Source organism: Vibrio sp. K4 (genome assembly GCF_051122595.1).
Lineage (GTDB): Bacteria > Pseudomonadota > Gammaproteobacteria > Enterobacterales > Vibrionaceae > Vibrio > Vibrio owensii.
On record NZ_CP178578.1, the window covers coordinates 1,740,225 to 1,757,869 of the forward strand.

Annotated in this window: 12 protein-coding genes; 6 read left to right on the forward strand and 6 right to left on the reverse strand. The window is 44.4% G+C overall.

Annotated features, from left to right (window positions below; genetic code table 11):
* Positions 1-11 precede the first annotated feature (11 nt).
* Entirely contained in the window at positions 12-2,645 is a 2,634-nt protein-coding gene (locus ACLIIY_RS25300) for a bifunctional acetate--CoA ligase family protein/GNAT family N-acetyltransferase (RefSeq protein ID WP_270051686.1), read from the forward strand.
* A gap of 85 nt (positions 2,646-2,730) precedes the next feature.
* Here the strand turns inward: ACLIIY_RS25300 and ACLIIY_RS25305 are convergent, their stop codons facing one another.
* The gene (locus ACLIIY_RS25305) at positions 2,731-3,618 is read right to left on the reverse strand and encodes a LysR family transcriptional regulator (RefSeq protein ID WP_005435159.1); all 888 of its coding nucleotides are present in this window, start codon (positions 3,616-3,618) and stop codon (positions 2,731-2,733) included.
* 236 nt (positions 3,619-3,854) lie between these two features.
* On the opposite strand from ACLIIY_RS25305, the gene ACLIIY_RS25310 reads away from it, so the two are divergent.
* Positions 3,855-5,993, forward strand: a complete 2,139-nt coding sequence (locus ACLIIY_RS25310) for a TonB-dependent hemoglobin/transferrin/lactoferrin family receptor (RefSeq protein ID WP_434528746.1) — start codon at positions 3,855-3,857, stop codon at positions 5,991-5,993.
* 342 nt (positions 5,994-6,335) lie between these two features.
* On the opposite strand, the gene galE is transcribed toward ACLIIY_RS25310, so the two are convergent.
* The gene (galE, locus tag ACLIIY_RS25315; protein WP_434528747.1) at positions 6,336-7,352 is read right to left on the reverse strand and encodes a UDP-glucose 4-epimerase GalE; all 1,017 of its coding nucleotides are present in this window, start codon (positions 7,350-7,352) and stop codon (positions 6,336-6,338) included.
* Positions 7,353-7,406: 54 nt separating this feature from the next.
* Entirely contained in the window at positions 7,407-9,365 is a 1,959-nt protein-coding gene (locus ACLIIY_RS25320; protein ID WP_434528748.1) for a diguanylate cyclase domain-containing protein, read from the reverse strand.
* Positions 9,366-9,650: 285 nt separating this feature from the next.
* Here ACLIIY_RS25320 and ACLIIY_RS25325 point away from each other — a divergent pair, with 285 nt between their 5' ends.
* The 3 genes from ACLIIY_RS25325 to ACLIIY_RS25335 are packed head-to-tail and all read left to right on the forward strand — an operon-like array spanning position 9,651 to position 12,021.
* The gene (locus tag ACLIIY_RS25325; protein WP_009704442.1) at positions 9,651-10,406 is read left to right on the forward strand and encodes a 5-oxoprolinase subunit PxpA; all 756 of its coding nucleotides are present in this window, start codon (positions 9,651-9,653) and stop codon (positions 10,404-10,406) included.
* Positions 10,406-11,089, forward strand: a complete 684-nt coding sequence (locus ACLIIY_RS25330) for a 5-oxoprolinase subunit B family protein (protein WP_434528749.1) — start codon at positions 10,406-10,408, stop codon at positions 11,087-11,089. Before ACLIIY_RS25325 ends, ACLIIY_RS25330 begins: the two co-directional genes overlap by 1 nt.
* On the forward strand, positions 11,086-12,021 hold the full coding sequence (locus tag ACLIIY_RS25335; RefSeq protein WP_434528750.1) for a biotin-dependent carboxyltransferase family protein: 936 nt from the start codon (positions 11,086-11,088) through the stop codon (positions 12,019-12,021). Before ACLIIY_RS25330 ends, ACLIIY_RS25335 begins: the two co-directional genes overlap by 4 nt.
* 29 nt (positions 12,022-12,050) lie before the next feature.
* Here ACLIIY_RS25335 and ACLIIY_RS25340 read toward each other — a convergent pair whose 3' ends face one another.
* The 3 genes from ACLIIY_RS25340 to ACLIIY_RS25350 form a co-directional block, all read right to left on the reverse strand.
* Complete coding sequence (locus tag ACLIIY_RS25340; protein WP_434528751.1) at positions 12,051-13,484, reverse strand: FAD-dependent oxidoreductase; 1,434 nt, start codon at positions 13,482-13,484, stop codon at positions 12,051-12,053.
* 353 nt (positions 13,485-13,837) lie between these two features.
* A complete protein-coding gene (locus ACLIIY_RS25345; protein ID WP_434528752.1) occupies positions 13,838-16,291 on the reverse strand; it encodes an ABC transporter permease in 2,454 nt (817 codons plus the stop codon).
* Positions 16,282-16,983 carry an ABC transporter ATP-binding protein gene (locus ACLIIY_RS25350; RefSeq protein WP_005435141.1) on the reverse strand — a complete coding sequence of 234 codons (702 nt, stop codon included), beginning with the start codon at positions 16,981-16,983 and terminating at the stop codon, positions 16,282-16,284. The genes ACLIIY_RS25345 and ACLIIY_RS25350 overlap by 10 nt, the downstream gene beginning before the upstream one ends.
* Between ACLIIY_RS25350 and tesA the strand changes: the two genes are divergently transcribed.
* On the forward strand, positions 16,982-17,584 hold the full coding sequence (gene tesA, locus ACLIIY_RS25355; RefSeq protein ID WP_434528753.1) for a multifunctional acyl-CoA thioesterase I/protease I/lysophospholipase L1: 603 nt from the start codon (positions 16,982-16,984) through the stop codon (positions 17,582-17,584). The genes ACLIIY_RS25350 and tesA overlap by 2 nt on opposite strands.
* Positions 17,585-17,645 lie beyond the last annotated feature (61 nt).

The window sequence follows — 17,645 nt, forward strand, 5'->3', positions numbered from 1 at the left end:
AAGGAGTCACAATGAACAAACTACAAAAACTCTTTAAACCGAATTCTGTTGCAGTGATTGGCGCTTCTCAAAAAGAGCTGCGCGCCGGCCAAATCGTGATGCGAAATTTGCTACAGAGTGGCTTTGGTGGCGCTATCATGCCCGTCACTCCAAAATACAAGTCAGTTTCCGGCGTAATTGCTTATCCAAACGTGGCTTCCCTGCCCTATACGCCAGATATCGCCATACTCTGCACCAATGTTTCTCGCAATAAACAATTGTTGAAAGAGCTTGATGAACGCGGGACCGAGTTTGCGATTGTTATCTCTGACGATGCAGAAAGCTTAGATCTCTCAGACTTAAACATTCGTGTGCTTGGGCCTAACAGTCTCGGCATTATCCTACCTTGGCATCACTTCAACTGTTCCTTTTCTCCTGTTGCGGCGAAACCAGGAAAGATCGCCTTTATTTCGCAGTCCGCGGCAGTGTGTACGACCGTGTTGGATTGGGCGAATGATAAAAACATCGGTTTCTCTTCGTTCATCTCAATTGGACAAGGTCAAGATATCGACTTTGCTGAGCTGCTTGACTATTTGAGTATGGATGGCAAAACAGAAGCGATTTTGCTTTATGTCGATTCGATTAAAGATGCACGACGATTTATGTCTGCAGCACGAGCAGCTTCTCGTAATCGACGCATCTTAGTGCTTAAAGCAGGACGTTCTTCTCAAGCTCGCACGCTTGGGGAAAAAGATATAGATTCTCTCGACGTTATCTATGATTCAGCAATCAGAAGAACCGGTATGCTGCGTGTTGGTAACACACACGAATTATTCGCCGCAGTAGAAACGCTCACGCATTCAGTCCCTCTACGAGGTGAACGTCTCGCGATAGTAACCAATGGCGGTGGCCCAGCAGTGATGGCCGTTGACACCTTATTAGATAGAGGTGGCAAGCTCGCAACATTAGATGAAGATTCGATTGCTAACCTTCGCGGTCTATTACCGGATAGTTGGCGAGGTGTGAATCCAATCGACTTAGCTGGCGACGCGACGAAAAAGCGATACGTCGATACCATCAACGCATTAATGAACAATGACTGTGCAGACGCGATTTTGATTATGCACAGCCCTTCAGCTGTCTCAGACTCTTTAGAGACCGCAAACGCAGTAATCGAAGCCATTCAAGCGCATCCGAGACATAAACATTTTAATATTCTCACCAATTGGTCTGGTGAACAGACCTCTAGAGAAGCACGCTTAGCATTCACGCAAGCAGGCATTCCAACCTACCGAACACCAGAGAGTGCGGTCGTTGCGTACATGCACTTGGTCGAGTACAGACGCAACCAGAAACAACTGATGGAAACACCGACCACGGCAGAACCGCTCCATTCCGGCAGTGTGAGTTCTGCTCGCGAATGGGTGAATGAACAACTACTGGATAAAAACACAGTCACCTTGGATACACACCAAACAAGCCCCCTATTTGAGCAGTTTGGTTTTGATATTCTCCCAACTTGGATTGCCTCAGAAGTCACAGAAGCCGTTCATATGGCAGAGAATATTGGCTATCCGGTTGCGGTAAAGCTTCGGTCTCCAGATATTGCTCATAAATCAGATGTACATGGTGTCGCACTTAACCTGCGTAATAGTCAGGAAGTATCTAGCGCCGCACAAGCTATTTTAGATACCGCTAAGCTCAGTTACCCTTCAGCCAACCTTCAAGGCCTTTTAGTACAAGGGATGGCAAAGCTTGGTAGTGCAGAAGAGTTGCGTGTCAGTATTGCAGTAGATAAGGTTTTTGGCCCTGTAATCTTACTGGGACAAGGTGGTTCAGACTGGAACATTACTCAAGATGCTGTTGCAGCCCTGCCACCACTCAACATGAATCTGGCACGCTATCTGATCGTCATAGCGCTCAAATCAGGTAAGGTGCGACTGCAAAAACACAAAGACGCTCTAGACATCACAGAGCTGTCAAAATTCTTGGTGCGAATCTCTCAGATGGCCGTTGAACTACCAGAAATAGAAAGACTGGATATTCATCCAGTACTGGTGTCTGGTAGCGATTTAACCATCATCGATGCGGACGTTACGCTGAAGAAATACGAAGGCGACGCGCAAGAACGATTAGCTATCCGCCCTTTCCCTGCAGAGTTCGTCGAGACGGTGACCTTGCGAGACGGCCAACCTATTTTGCTTCGCCCAATCTTGCCAGAAGACGAACCAATCCATGCGCAGTTCATTAATAGCGTATCTAAGGAGGATCTATATAACCGATTCTTCTCTGACGTCGGTGAGTTCAACCATGAAGCCCTCGCGAATCTGACACAAATCGATTATGACCGAGAGATGGCTTTTGTCGCCGTCGCATTCGATGAAAATGGCCCATCAATTATCGGTGTGGCGAGAGCGTTGATAACACCGGACAATAGCGACGCAGAATTTGCGATTTTAGTTCGTTCAGATTTGAAAGGAAAAGGATTGGGTAAACTTTTGATGCAAAAGATCATCAGTTACTGCCAAATCAAAGGGACCAAACAGATGTCTGGCATGACGATGCCAACTAACCGCGGGATGCTGTCACTTGCGCAAAGTTTAGGTTTCGAATTAGATGTTCAGTTTGCAGATGGCACTGCCGATATGGTTTTACCTTTGAATTAATTGTGTTCATCTACTAATGAAGTAACAAAAGAAAGGACGCATCGCCGCGTCCTTTTCTTTATTCCTGTACAAATTAGTGACAAGGTCACTTCATTTTCCAGTTTTTCTTTAGGTATTGTACGCACCAAGACTTCGCTTCACCCATCGTATTTCTACGCCAAGCTAGGATGATATCTATCGGCTTGCTTTCTGCGCCGTCAATATACTTAAGCTGTCCGCTTTCTACCAAAGGTTGTGCAACTTGCGTTGGCAAGGTACCGATCCCTAGTCCCGACAATAAAGCTTCAACCTTTGCTGAAAAATTAGTAACCGTCAGACGTGGTTGTTTTTGCATAACATTGATCGACAGCGCTGGTTGTTCTCGCGCAGTATCTGCAATCGCGATGACTCGATACTTTTCCCTTGCCGCGTCATCAAATTCCCCACTGCGCTTATGAACGTAATGATCAGCCGCTGCTACCCAAACCATACTTAGTTTGCCAATTTTTTCTGCTTTTACATCTTGCGGGAGCGTATCTAACGCCGGACAAACCAATAAATCTGAACGTCCAGTGTTCAATGATTCCCAGCTGCCAGCTAGAATCTCTTCTTGAAGTCGGATCCGTGTACTACTCACATTAGACAACGCATCAACCATAGGGAAGAAATTTGCGATAGGAATTATGCCATCGAACGCAACAGTAATATCCAACTCCCAACCGTTCGCTAACAAGGTGGCATCATTAACGAGTTTCTCGCTTGCTTGAAGGATTGCCCTGCCACGCTCAAGTATTAACTTACCGGCTTCGGTGAAATGTGCTTTATGACCAGAACGGTCGAAAATGATGATATCAAGGTCTTGCTCTAGCTTTTGAATCTGATAACTCAACGAAGACGGTGCGCGGTCTAACTCGTTGGCTGCAGCAGCAAAACTTCCTCTTCTATCAATGGCATCCAAGATATGAAGTGCTTCTAACGTGATTGGACTCTGCACAATAACTCCCTATTTATGTGATAGCTATCACAGTAGTGGTATTTGAAAAATCACTCAAAAAAACGACTTTAGACAATATAACACATTGATTATCAAAGACTAGGCGGTGCGTAGTACAAATTTCCGTTGATAAAAACAACATTAAACAACAATGGTAATGATAGTAATTACCATTTAGATCCACTAAGATACCGCACGTTGTTATTGCCTATTATGGATTTAAGGTATTGAAGCCAATGTATAAAAAATCAATTTTATCAGCCTCTATTGTCATCGCCCTCTCCCAAGGCGCTTACGCTGAAGAAACATCAACGTTCAATGAAGTCGTTGTTTCTGCCACTCGTACTAACCAAACTATGGATACTGTAGCAGCTTCTGTTGCCGTTGTTTCTGAGAAAGATCTCGAAGAAAACATGGCAAAAGATCTCAATGATGTATTCGAATACACACCAGGCGTTACTGTAAACGGTACTCAACGCCAAGGTGTTCAAAGTATTAACATTCGCGGCATGGAAGGCAAGCGAGTGAAAATCTTGGTAGACGGAGCGTCTCAGCCAGGTGTATTCGACGGCGGTCCATACTCTTTCATTAACTCTAGCGCCGTGACTGTCGACCCTGACATGCTAAAAAGCGTTGAGATTGTAAAAGGTGCGGCTTCTAGTTTGCACGGTAGTGATGCTATCGGTGGCGTTGTTGCATTTGAAACAAAAGATCCAAGTGACTTCTTGAAAGAAGGCAAAGACTTTGGTGGCCAAGCTAAGCTTTCTTACTCTTCTGAAGATAACTCTTTTGCAGAGCACATTGCGGTTGCGAAACGATTTGATAATCTTGAAGCATTGGTGGCATACACACGCCGTGACGGTTCTGAGCTACAAAACTTTTCTAAAGCGCCTTACGACGACTACTCAGTGACGGACCAAGATTACTACAAGAACGATTTGTTGGTTAAATTGCAGTCACAATTGAATGAAGACCACCGTTTGGAGTTTTTGGGTGAAGTAATTTACAACCAAACTGACTCAGACATCGCGAGTTCTTCATACAAAAACTTCAATGCTGAAGACCAAACTAAGCAAAACCGTCTTGGTTTGAAACACATCTGGTTTGCTGATTTAGCTATCTCAGACACCATCACTTCTCAGCTAACTTGGACAAGTAAAGAAGAAAACGGTGTAACAAACCGCTTTAAAGAAGCAAGTCCTGGCTTCCCACCGTGGGTTCCGCCTAATGGTGATAACCAGCAGAAAAAAGACTACGAATACACTGAAGACAAGATCGAATTTGAAACTCAGTTAGACAAAGAGATTCAAAACCACTACTTGGTTTACGGCCTGTCTTACAAACACAGCGACATCAGCAACACAAACCGCGAGTTTAACTCTGATCCAGGCACGCCTGACACGGTTTACATTTACACGCCAGATGCTAAAGAACAAAGCTTTGGTTTGTTCTTGCAAGATGAAATCGCACTACTTAACGACAAGTTAATCTTAACTCCTGGTGTACGTTACGATTACTTCTCTACTGATCCATCAGATACCTCTGAAGAGTCATTTAAGAAGTTCAGCGACTCTGCGTTTACTGGTCGTCTAGGTGCAACATATAAGCTGTCTCAACCAGGTACAGTATTCGCTCAGGTAAGCCAAGGTTTCCGTGCACCATCATTTGATGAACTTTACTACACGTACGACAACCCAGGACACGGTTACACTAACCGCCCTAACCCAGACCTAGAATCTGAAAAGAGCTTGTCTTACGAATTAGGTTACCGTCATAACACAGCAGCGTCGGCAACAGAGTTCGCACTTTACTACAGTGATTTCACCGACTTCATTGATCAAACATCATCGAGTAATGGTGGTCTAACTGAATACACGTTCATCAACATCAATGAAGCAACAGTAAAAGGTGTCGAGCTGTCTAATAGCCTTGACTGGCACGCTATTGCTAGCCTTCCTAAAGGTGTAACGACTCGTCTAGCTGCAGCGTACACTGAAGGTGAAGATGGTGAAGGCAACCCGCTTAATAGTGTGAACCCTTGGAATGCGGTTGCTGCGGTAAACTACGATTCACCAAACGCGCTTTGGGGTACAAGTTTAAAAGTTAACTACACTGCGAAGAAGTCTGACAGTGATATCAACTCAGATGGTGACAATGGCGGAACTAAAGACCAAGTTGCACTACCATCAGCGACAGTTGTTGACCTAACGGCTTACTACAAGCCAATGAAAGACCTAACCGTTCGTGCAGGTGTGATGAACTTGACGAATGAAGAGTACTACTTGTGGAACGATGTACGTGGTGAAACTGAGCTAAGCCGTGATATCACGCAAGCAGAGCGTAACTACAACATTAGTGTCAAATACGAGTTCTAAGTGTTACAAACACAAAAAAGCCAGCATTATGCTGGCTTTTTTTATGTGCTTTCATTTCAAAAATGTTAAGAAAAGAATGAAAAATGAAAGACTATTGTTTTGCCATCTCTTTTTTCACCATTACTGCTGCTGCAACGATGAATGCGATGATTAAACCAAGTTCCATGAACTACCCCGAATAGTTTAATGAAAATTTACGACCTAAATTAAGATTCGCACATAGTTTAGCATTTCTATTTATCGAAGCTACCTTTTAACCAGTAATTTACGAATTTTTCCGATTTAGATCAAAAAAGGCGCAGAAGTGCGCCTTTTTGTTATAAAAGTGTAAAACTTGAAGTTTTAAGCGTCTGGATAACCTTGAGGGTTATTTGACTGCCAGCGCCAAGTATCACTCGTCATTTCTTCAAGTGTACGTGTCGCCTTCCAACCGAGTTCGTTTGCTGCTTTTGAAGGATCTGCCCAACACTCTGCGATATCACCAGGACGACGATCCACCAGCTTAAACGGAACTTCTTTACCAGAAGCGACTTCAAACGCTTTCACCATTTCCAATACGCTGTAGCCATTACCTGTACCCAGGTTATAGATATGTAGGCCTGCTTTGTTGCCCACTTTATCAAGAGCAGCAACGTGGCCATCAGAAAGGTCCATTACGTGGATGTAATCACGGACACCTGTGCCATCTTTAGTTGGGTAATCACTACCAAATACCGACAGGAATTCACGGCGACCGACTGCAACTTGAGAAACGAACGGCATCAAGTTATTAGGAATGCCTTGTGGATCTTCGCCAAGCTCACCGGTTGGGTGTGAACCAACAGGGTTGAAGTAACGCAAAAGTGTGATACTCCAATCTGGATTCGCTTTTTGGAAGTCCGTTAGACACTCTTCTACCATCAACTTACTGCGACCGTATGGGTTGGTCGCACTTGTTGGGAAGTCTTCCATAATTGGCACAGAAGCAGGATCACCGTAAACCGTTGCTGAAGAGCTAAATACGATCGATTTAACGCCGGCTTTGCGCATAGCATCAACAAGAACAAGCGTACCGTTCACGTTGTTATCGTAATATTCAAGTGGCTTTTCTACCGACTCACCAACCGCTTTAAGACCAGCAAAATGGATAACTGCTTCAATGTTGTGTGTCGTCATTGCATCAACAAGCGCAGCTTTGTCGCGAATGTCTGCTTCAATGAATATTGGTTTTACGCCACAAACCTTTTCAATGCGCTCAAGCACAGTTGGTTTACTGTTGTAAAGGTTATCGAGGATAACTGGTGTCATACCAGCTTCGATCATTTGAATACAAGTGTGGCTGCCAATGTAGCCCATACCACCCGTAACAAGTACTTTCATTTTATCATTCCTTCTGACGCGAATCGGGCTAGTCTAAAGGTTTCTAGCCCGTTTTTAAACTGTATCTGGGGATTCGCAACCCATTAAAATTGCTTGGCCTTTGCCGGCTTTCTTCGCTTGATACATGGCAGTATCTGCGCTTTTAAGAATTCGGGTGGCGTCACGTTCATTAACACCCACCAATTTCACACCGATACTAACCCCGACTATTAACAAAGAACCACGATACTCTATTGGAGCACAAATCGTTTCTAATAACTGCTCTGCAATCCTAGTCACCACTTTTTGATTGGCAGGATTCACTAACATGACAAATTCATCCCCAGACAAACGAGCAATCAAATCACTGTGTCTTGTAGCTCCAGTCATACGTTTAGCGACGATCTTAAGCACTTCATCCCCAGCATCATGGCCATAAGTATCGTTGATACCTTTAAAACCGTCCAAGTCGAGATAAAGTACCGCAAACTCATCACGCAGATAGCCTGATCTTTGTACTAATTCTTCCAATTCGAAATGGAACTTTGAACGGTTAGCAAGTCCCGTCAACGGATCGTGATGCGCTAAGTATTCTAAACGCTCCATCTCTTTTGCACTTGAAAGATCCGTTAAAATTATCACCATATCAAACGAGTTCTGATCTTCACTCTTAATGATACGATTCACTCTCGCAAACATTGGTATAAGCTGACCGAGGTGGTTTTTCTCTATTACTTCACCTTGCCACATTCCATAGTTTTCAATCGATTCGATGATACTTGGCATCATTGCTTGCAGTTTCCGCCAGCGAATTGATTTTATAAACGGCTGTCCAACCAGTTGTTCAGCGGTTAAACCAATCAACTTTGTCACCGCTGGGTTTACCATCGTAATAACACCTAGATGGTTGAGAACCACTAAGCCGTCTTGACTGCTTTCAAATACACGTCCAGCAACTCGTTGTCGGTTCATGGCTTCTTCGATCTCGGTGATATCCTGAATCACAAAAAGAAGATAGCCGTGTTTTGCTAATCGGCGACTGGTTAAACTTAATTGCTGTTCATCTTCTGCATTTTGTAGATGGATGCCGTCACACTCTAAGCCTCGACTTAAAATTTGTCCTAATTCATTCGGTGCTTTAGTTTGGATCAAGTCGCAGATATTTGCCGTTTCTAATCCATGGTAAGTCTTTTCAAAAATCCTCTGCGTCGCCTTATTACAGTGAATTACGCGACCTAAGTTATCCGTTACGATAAGCGCATCTTGAATCGAATCTACCACTTCTTCTGCAAACGCTTTACGACGTTCCAACACTTCCAAACTGTGTTTGCGCTGTTTTTCTAGTCTTTTTTGCTTGTCTACCATCAGATTCAGAGAAGCGACGAGTTGCCCGACTTCATCTTTTGAACGGTGACTAATGCGGCCACTCAAATGATGACCATTAGCGAAGTCTTGGAGTGCTTGATTAACTTCCACTAGAGGGCGAAGAACACGACGCTCGACACCGATATAAAAGGTCACGCCACCAGCGAGAAGAATGATTAGGAACAGAAGCCCATCTTGCAATAGCGCATCTCTTACTTGTATCAAAGGACGTTGAGACAATGTGACTCTAATCGTTCCAATCACTTGTCCGTCATGGATTATCGGTTCAAGTACATAAAGAAAATGAGCAGATAACGCATACCCCATAGCATGAAGATGACTTCGTTCATGCTTTGTTGGCGAAGGCGCTGAAAAACCGTCGAGAGCAAAAATCGCAAATGGTTGATTTTCTTTGTCGTAAAGCTTAACGCGTGATACGTTTGGCTCCTTCAGAAAGTCAGCCAAAATAGATTGAGCTTTTTGCTTGTTCTTTGTGGCCAGCGCATCTTTAATTGAGTGAGATACATCATTGATGAGCACTTTTGTTTGTTCAACAAGCTCATGTTTTGCTGACTGGTAGGTGATGTACGATGTGTAACTTTGAGATGTAACAAAGATGACCGTGATGAAAGCGAGAATCGGCCATATTAGCTTTGCTCTTAATGACATATATATTCCTGTCGCAGAAAGCAACCAAAAGAACAAAAGGGTTGCTATGCAAACTATCACACAAAAAGAAGAGCCAAGACTAACACGACAGGCACTGAAATGAACCTGAAATTCTCAGATATTAGACTGATTAATCATGATTTTCTTGAAAATTCGGATCATTTCAAATAACCAGTCGATCATTTATAGCGTATTTTTCGAACACCTGCATGAAAAATGACGTTAGTCACTGAACCAAAACGCAATTTCCTGCATTTTTAAGCATACTTTGGACACAATAAACGTATGACATTGAACAACCAGCAACTAACACTAAACTGCGATATGGGCGAAAGCTATGGCGCATGGACCATGGGTGCAGATGAAAGCGTAATGCCTTTCATAGACATGGCGAACATTGCTTGTGGCTTCCACGCGTCTGATCCTAATGTCATGCACGATACTATTACCCTCGCTAATCAACATGACGTGGAAATTGGTGCGCATCCTGGTTATCCAGACTTACAAGGGTTTGGACGCCGCAGCTTAAAGATGACCTACGAAGAAATCACTAATATGGTGATTTACCAAGTTGGCGCACTACAGGCTCTGTGTAAGGCACAATATACTGATATTGGTTACATCAAGCCTCACGGGGCGCTCTACAACGACATGATGCTGAGTGATGGTATTTTCTTAGCGGTCGTTAAAGCGGCAGCGCTGTTTAAAGTGCCTCTTATGATATTAGCGTCCCAAGAAAACGAAAAATACCTAGAAATTGCCGATGATTTTGATGTACCTCTACTCTTCGAAGCGTTCGCGGACCGCCTTTATCAAGATGACGGGTTACTAACGCCAAGAACACAAGCTAATGCGGTACTAAACAGCGAACATGCAATACTAGAACAAGTCAGAATGCTGGCAGAATCAGGTCGAGTAAAAACGACATCGGGGCAATATATTTTGTTAGAGGCCGACACGATTTGTGTACATGGTGATAATGATGAATCTATCGCGTTGATTCAAAAAATTCGCCAAAGTCTCTACACCGGAGGAAATTAATGAATCAAGGGCAGTTTTCGATCTCTCCTATATCTGAATGCAGCATTCTAATTCGCTTTGATGAAACCATTACTGTTGAGCACATAGGCGAGTTAGCACATCAAATTGTAGATAAACTCACTCTCATCGTAATGAATGTGGTTCCTTCTTACCGCACCATTTTGATTGACTACCTGCCCTTTAGAGTTCAAGAGTCTGTAATACTCCAAACGCTCAATGAGATCGTGAGCCGCTTCGACGTTCAGTCTATGGACAACAAACAGCCGAACTACATTTCTATTCCCGTTTATTATTCGAATGAAACGGCTCTCGATTTGGAACGATTTCAACAAAATGGGCTATCAATGGATAAGCTTATTGAACTGCATACCAAGCCTGTTTATACCGTTTCAGCCATTGGGTTCGCTCCGGGCTTTGCTTTTCTGTCGGATGTAAGTCCAGAACTTCACATGCCAAGACACCATACACCTCGTACCAATGTACCTGCCGGAAGTGTGGCGATTGCCGACAGTAAAACCGCAGTCTATCCATCCGACAGCCCTGGTGGATGGAACATCATAGGCCGTACGCCAATCTCGTTATTCACTGATACTCCACCCTTAATCCCTTTTGAAGTTGGTGACAAGGTCACGTTTGGTTCAATATCCAAACAAGAGTTTGTCAGTTTAGGAGGCGTTTTATGAGCTTCGTGGGATTGTTAATAGAAAAGCCGGGTCCACTCTCTTTGATTCAAGATTTTGGTCGTTTTGGCCTTGCTCACATTGGGATAACTCAAAGCGGCCCTGTCGATGATTATGCTTACAGTTGGTCGAATCATCTTCTAGGCAACCCCGTTAACTGCTCTGTTATCGAAATCACATTGGGTAATGCGAGCTTTAAAGCCCTAGCCGATTGTCATTTGGCGCTTTGTGGCGGTGATCTTAATGCATCAGTAAACGGTGAGCCTATCTCTAATTGGTCTGACTTTTGCCTCAGAAAAGGCCAGACACTTAAGTTCGGAATGCCAAAGAATGGTTTACGTGCGTATCTTGCTGTTAAAGGTGGATTTAGTGTTGAGAAACACCTAGGGAGCACGTCTACGGTTGTGAGAGAATCTCTCGGCGGTATGACAAAAGATGGCAATCCTTTGAAAGCCGGAGATATTATTGGCTTTGAGCCACATTCGCTCCCAACGTCAAAACCCAAACAGATGACGTTCCGATTTAAACCAGATTACAACTTGCCATTAAAACTGAGAGTGATCGAAGGCTACCAGTTCGAAGATTTTTCCCAGCAGTCCATTGATGATTTCTATTGTGCTAGCTTTAAGATATCACCCAATTCAAATCGTATGGGTTATCGTCTTGAGGGCAAAGCGATACAGCCGCCCTATGATGGCGTGCTTTCAGAAGGTATTGCACTGGGTTCTATTCAGATTCCAAACGATGGCAACCCAATCGTCTTATTGAACGATCACCAGACCATTGGTGGCTATCCGAAGTTTGGTTGTGTCGCAAGAATTGATCTGCCACGTCTGGCGCAAGCTAAACCCGGGCAAGAAGTCAGTTTCGTCAAAGGAGACAGACAAGGTCTGCAAGATGTGTGGTGTCAATGGGCTCAGTTTTTTGGTTACTAAGCCCATATTTAGTCATTAAAACGTGAGCGCTACATCCCGTAGCGCTCTGCCAATGCTTTTGGATAACCGCGCTCTTGAGTGAGTTTTACCGCAAACTGCTCTACGTCTTCTTCACTCCAATGTACCGTTACAGGATGTTCAAGTTCCACATTGGCATTCGGAGCTATATCAAACCAATATTGCGCCATTTTCTGAGCTGCTAGTAGCGTTGAAGAAGCTTTAACTACTTCAATTCGAGCATAGTTGTTCTCTTCAAATGTCACGTCTGCTGCACGCAATACAGGGTCAGTACCTGGGATTTGCTGCGCACCGAACAGTGCTTTCCCGCCTTTCACTGCACTTTGATAATCCGGAATGAATTGAGACATATGCTTAATCGCATTATCAGTGCGCTCATCGAGGATCTCTTGTCGCCAACCGTTGCGTATTTTTGACAATAAACTGGTTGGTAACTCTGGTTGTGCAGAGATTTTTGAGCTTTCCACCAAGCCATCATCAAACAACGTGATGCCTTTGGTCATTCCATGCAACTGGAAATAGCCGTCACCGTATGGCGTTAACTGAGCCATGCCTTTGTCTGTACCGCGAGGGCCATGGAAGATCACTTCTGGCCATTGCTGAGTACATTTATTCCAACGGGTCACGTAAGCCGCTTTGAATTCGACAAGTCGATCGCGCTTTACGCCAATCGCATCATCAACTGCGCCGGTCTCAAAGCCACAAGCATTAACTAAGTAATCACAACGTAGTGTCTTTTGTTCATCAGCTTTAAGGTAAGCCAGTTCCCAATCAGAACCACTCCAATGGGTGTGTTTTAGCTCTGCTTGCGTCAGCACATCAACATTAGGAAGTTGTTCTAGCGTCATGTTCGCGACAGCAGCAAGCCTAAATACGCTCCATCCGTATTCCTGAACAGCGACCACTGGATACTTAAGCGCCTCGAGGTCTGCGTGCTGAGCAAAAGGGATAGTCCACTCATCAATGCTTTGCGGGTGTTCTGGCTGTACAAGCTTAGAAAGCGCAATGAGGGCCTCTTTGGAGTACAACTTGTAATACTCGTCTGGTTCTCCCAACACCTGATTACTTGTGTCTTGTTCAACCAGAGATTGATAAGCACGTTTAATTACTTCTAATCGAGGTAATAATGCTTCAGGGTCTCCTCCATCTGAATGAGGCACGGCAATGATGGTAGGACGAATGTTCAGTGAATGTGGATACAATCGGATTGTGTCGATCGATTGAGTCAGAAGATCCAAACATTGCTGTTCGGAAATCTCACGATAAAGGTTTCCGCCCGCGTGTAGGTGGCAGATCGGAGGTCCATTTACTAATGAGACCCCTTTCTCGAGAATGGAGACTTTAAAACCTAACTCGGCAAAGTGGATTGCCGCAGTAGAGCCAGCGACACCGCCACCAACAATAGCGATGTGTTTATCTTTACGATTTGGAAACTCAGACTTCATTGCTTCACTGAAATTTTATAAGGAGAAATCTTTACTTAATGTGGATTCTACTCGGGTTTGACTATGATTAAAATCACAAAAAGTTCATGGGTTTGCATTTGTTAAAGGTATACGCGAAAAGTTACTTTCGAGAGCAAAAAATTTCCGAAAAAAGTGCTTGACGAGGTTGTTGGGAAAGCCCGATTTTGACCCTTTGTGAATAATAATTTAACGCTAACACCCATGGTGTAAAGCCTGCGGAAACACCCCACTTTATTAACACTTCAGTTATCCCAAAAGTTATCCACTGTTTTTGTGGATAACTAAAATAAAACTGTCATGGAGTGCTTCCGTTTTGGCTTATTACAAGCTAATTAAGTGTTTACTGGCGTTAACAATCTTTTCAAAAGACTCATAACGACCAAGGCGAGAACGGCAAACGTAGCAAATGGTAAAGCTATCCACAGTTCTGGGTGGATTTGCGCATTCAACTCGAAGCCATACTTCATCACCGCAGCGACACAAAGCTCGGCTGCAAATACCGCCACACCACTCGCGACGAGAGCCATAATTCCGTATTCCGCCCACAATGTTGTGTTAATCCGTTTTTTGCTAGACCCGAGAGTTCGATAAAGTCGAATCTCTTGCTGACGTTGAGACAAGCTCAATCGAAGCAATGTGAATATCAACAATAAGCCAGCGACAACACCTAACAACGCCAAGATGGTAATGGCTGACACAATCTGCTGAATAAGCTCTTGGATTTTATCGCCCATCGTTCGTATATCTAACACTGAAACGGTTGGGTGCTCACGTGACATAGATGCTAAGAGCGCTTCATTCTCTTCGCCAATGCGGTAACTAATCAGGTAAGAACCTGGCAAGCTCGCCATAACATCCGAAGAGAAGATAAAGTAGAAGTTTGGCTTCATATCTCGCCATTCAACATGACGAATGCTGTCTACTGTCGCATCGAAGTTCTGACTGTTGATCACAAATCGTAATTTGTCGCCCAACTCAATGCCAAGCGCACTGGCCACTTCTGCTTCTACCGATACGCTACCTTTGTTGGTCCACTCTCCGGAAAGAATGTCATTGTACTCTGGTAGAGAATCTCCCCAAGTAAGGTTGAGTTCACGACTCACCGCATCAGAGCCCTGACCTTCAGATTTGATCTCTTTGACGCTCACGTCATTAATCTCAGCCAAGCGTCCTCGAATAATCGGGAAAGCTTGTGACCGCGTCACGCCATTTTTATCTAACGTTTCCACGTAGCTATCAAGTTCGTAATCAGCAATGTTCAATGCAAAGACGTTAGGTGCATCCGCAGGGAGTGTTCTTGCCCAATCGGCAAGTATGTCACTACGTACAAGCCAGATGATTGAAAGCAACATCAAGGACAGTGATAACGCACCAAACTGCAATCCACTTGTCACGGGCGTACGGTTGATGCGACTTAACGCTAGTTTCATTGCTGGACGAGTTGAAACGCGAGCGAACAACTTGGTCAACATCACACTCATCATTGCGAGTACAACAAACAATGCGGCGATTCCCGCAAGTACAATCCAAACGAGTGTGTTATTCGCGTAAAGGATAAGCAATGGCACCACAGGAACCAACACTAACCACATACGCTTCCATGAACGTTTACCTGAACCTTGCTGCAGAACTTCTAAAGCCGGCGTTTTGATCAAACCAAGTAACGGAATCCCCAGCGCAGGAACCGTAATCAGAACCGCTGAAACAACAGAAACTAAAAATGGAGTGACACCGTAACTAGGTAGTGGATTTGGAAGCAAGTCCTTGAGTGGGATTCGTAACAAATACTCCAAGCCACTGCCCAGTAACAAGCCCACAATACTTGCACTTACCAGCAAAATGGTAACTTGAATCAATAACCACTTTTCAATCCAACGACGACTCGCACCTAAGCTTTTCAACATCGCGATAGTTTGTGTCCGGCTGTTTACGTAGCTTTGACACGTCAAAACCAACGTGGTTGCCGCCATGATGATGACAATCGCTACGGTCAAAGAAAGGTATTGTGTTGTGCGTTCAAACACCTCATTGCTTCGACTTGCCGTATCCTGAGTACGCCAACGATCACTTGGCGAAAGCTCAGTGCTGTCTTGCAGTTGCGCCAGTGTTGCATCATCCCCTTTAAGGAATAAACGATACTGTACTCGGCTGCCTACTTGAATCGCGCCTGTTTTATCAACGTCACTGTTGTGGATGTAAGCCGAAGGCATTTGTTGGAAAGGGTTGAAACTCAATCCCGGTTCCATCAATACGGCACCGGAAACCGTGAAATCGGCGTCGCCTATAGTGACAACGTCACCCTTCTCAACATCCAATTGTGCCATGATTCGCTCATCCAACCATAACTGATTCGGCTTGATGTGTCCTGATGAGTCATTGTCCAAAACTAAGTCACCCATCAATGGGTATCGCTCATCGACTCCGCGTACCGAGATAAGCTGCATACCATTATCGCTGAACGCCATGGTTGCAAAGCGCGTCATGGTCGAGCGTTCAAGCTCTTTAGTTGAAGTGAGAAGCGTATCCGGAATGGGGTTTGCTGAAACAAACACGGCATCGGCTGTTAATGCGTCTTTGCCTTGCTTAACGATGACCTGCTCCATTCGTTCTGCTAACGCAGACAAAGCAAAAATACTGGCTATAACAAGAATGAGTGCGACACTAATCGGCCACAAGTTACCTTGACGTATTTCCCCAAAGCTCCAACGAACCAAGCTTTTATTCGGCGACTGATGAGCTTTTTTGTTTGATGCAGAGCTTTGTTCACTTGAGGAGATCACGGACATAGCACCTCCTCTTTTAGCTCACCCGCTTCCATACGATAGACACGGTCACAGCGACTCGCTAAATGGCTGTCATGCGTAACTAAGATCAACGTCGTGCCATGCTGCTCATTAAGGTCGAATAGAAGCTCAATGACTTTCTCTGCCGTTTGATGATCAAGGTTGCCCGTTGGTTCATCGGCGAATAACAGTTCTGGCTGAGTCATGAATGCACGAGCTAGAGCAACTCGTTGTTGTTCACCACCGGATAATTGACTTGGCAAATGGTCAAGGCGCTTCTCAAGCCCTACCGCTGTCAGTAGTTCTGTCGCTCGTGCATCATCTTCAGATTCACCACGTAAAAGACAAGGAAGAGTAACGTTACGCAGTGCGCTCAAACTCGGGATTAACAAGAAGCTTTGAAACACAAATCCCAGTGAATCTGCACGGATTTTAGCGCGAGCTTCATCGTCCAGTTTAGATAGCTCTTGTCCAAGTAACGTGATTTCACCAGACGTCGGCGTGTCTAGCCCAGCAAGCAACGTCATGAGCGTCGATTTACCGGCACCAGAGGTGCCAACGATAGCAATCTTCTCACCCTTTCTAATGTCAACATTTACATTTTTAAGGATTGTTAATTGTTCTTGATTAGTAGAGACTTGTTTAGAAACTAAATTAGCTTGAACAATAGGTGCTTTAAGTACAGGTGTTTGCATGATTCGTATACTTTCCTTAGTTCTCTTTTTCTGCCTTTCCGCCACCGCACATGCGAGCGAAAAGTTACTTGTTTTGGGCGACAGCTTGAGCGCTGGTTATCAGATGCCGATTGAGAAGAGCTGGCCTAGCTTACTCCCTGATGCCTTATTAGAACACGGCCAAGATGTAAAAGTTGTAAACGGCAGCATCTCCGGAGACACCACTGGCAATGGCTTGGCTCGTTTACCCTCTCTTCTTGAGCAGCACACACCGGATCTTGTTCTTATTGAACTCGGCGCTAATGATGGCCTTCGTGGTTTTCCACCTAATGTTATTACGTCGAACTTATCGAAAATGATTACCATGATCAAAGATTCTGGTGCGGATGTTGTCATGATGCAAATCCGTGTCCCACCGAACTATGGTAAGCGATACAGTGATATGTTCTACGATATCTATCCGAAACTCGCCGAGCATCAACAAGTCGCGTTAATGCCATTCTTTTTAGAGCACGTCATCGTCAAACCAGAATGGATGATGGACGATGGCCTGCACCCTAAACCGGAAGCTCAACCTTTCATTGCCGACCTCGTCGCCGAAGAATTGGTTAAACATCTCTAATTTTACTGGTCTAGCTCAATAAGTTTTACCTAACTTTACGTTACCCTGTCGAAAGTATTAT

Bases quoted from the DNA above. Each gene is read 5' to 3' on its own strand.
- ACLIIY_RS25350 (WP_005435141.1), bottom strand. From the start codon at position 16,983: ATGCAAACACCTGTACTTAAAGCACCTATTGTTCAAGCTAATTTAGTT.
- ACLIIY_RS25330 (WP_434528749.1), top strand. From the start codon at position 10,406: ATGAATCAAGGGCAGTTTTCGATCTCTCCTATATCTGAATGCAGCATT.
- ACLIIY_RS25335 (WP_434528750.1), top strand. From the start codon at position 11,086: ATGAGCTTCGTGGGATTGTTAATAGAAAAGCCGGGTCCACTCTCTTTG.
- ACLIIY_RS25340 (WP_434528751.1), bottom strand. From the start codon at position 13,484: ATGAAGTCTGAGTTTCCAAATCGTAAAGATAAACACATCGCTATTGTT.
- ACLIIY_RS25320 (WP_434528748.1), bottom strand. From the start codon at position 9,365: ATGTCATTAAGAGCAAAGCTAATATGGCCGATTCTCGCTTTCATCACG.
- ACLIIY_RS25325 (WP_009704442.1), top strand. From the start codon at position 9,651: ATGACATTGAACAACCAGCAACTAACACTAAACTGCGATATGGGCGAA.
- galE (WP_434528747.1), bottom strand. From the start codon at position 7,352: ATGAAAGTACTTGTTACGGGTGGTATGGGCTACATTGGCAGCCACACT.
- tesA (WP_434528753.1), top strand. From the start codon at position 16,982: ATGATTCGTATACTTTCCTTAGTTCTCTTTTTCTGCCTTTCCGCCACC.
- ACLIIY_RS25310 (WP_434528746.1), top strand. From the start codon at position 3,855: ATGTATAAAAAATCAATTTTATCAGCCTCTATTGTCATCGCCCTCTCC.
- ACLIIY_RS25345 (WP_434528752.1), bottom strand. From the start codon at position 16,291: ATGTCCGTGATCTCCTCAAGTGAACAAAGCTCTGCATCAAACAAAAAA.
- ACLIIY_RS25300 (WP_270051686.1), top strand. From the start codon at position 12: ATGAACAAACTACAAAAACTCTTTAAACCGAATTCTGTTGCAGTGATT.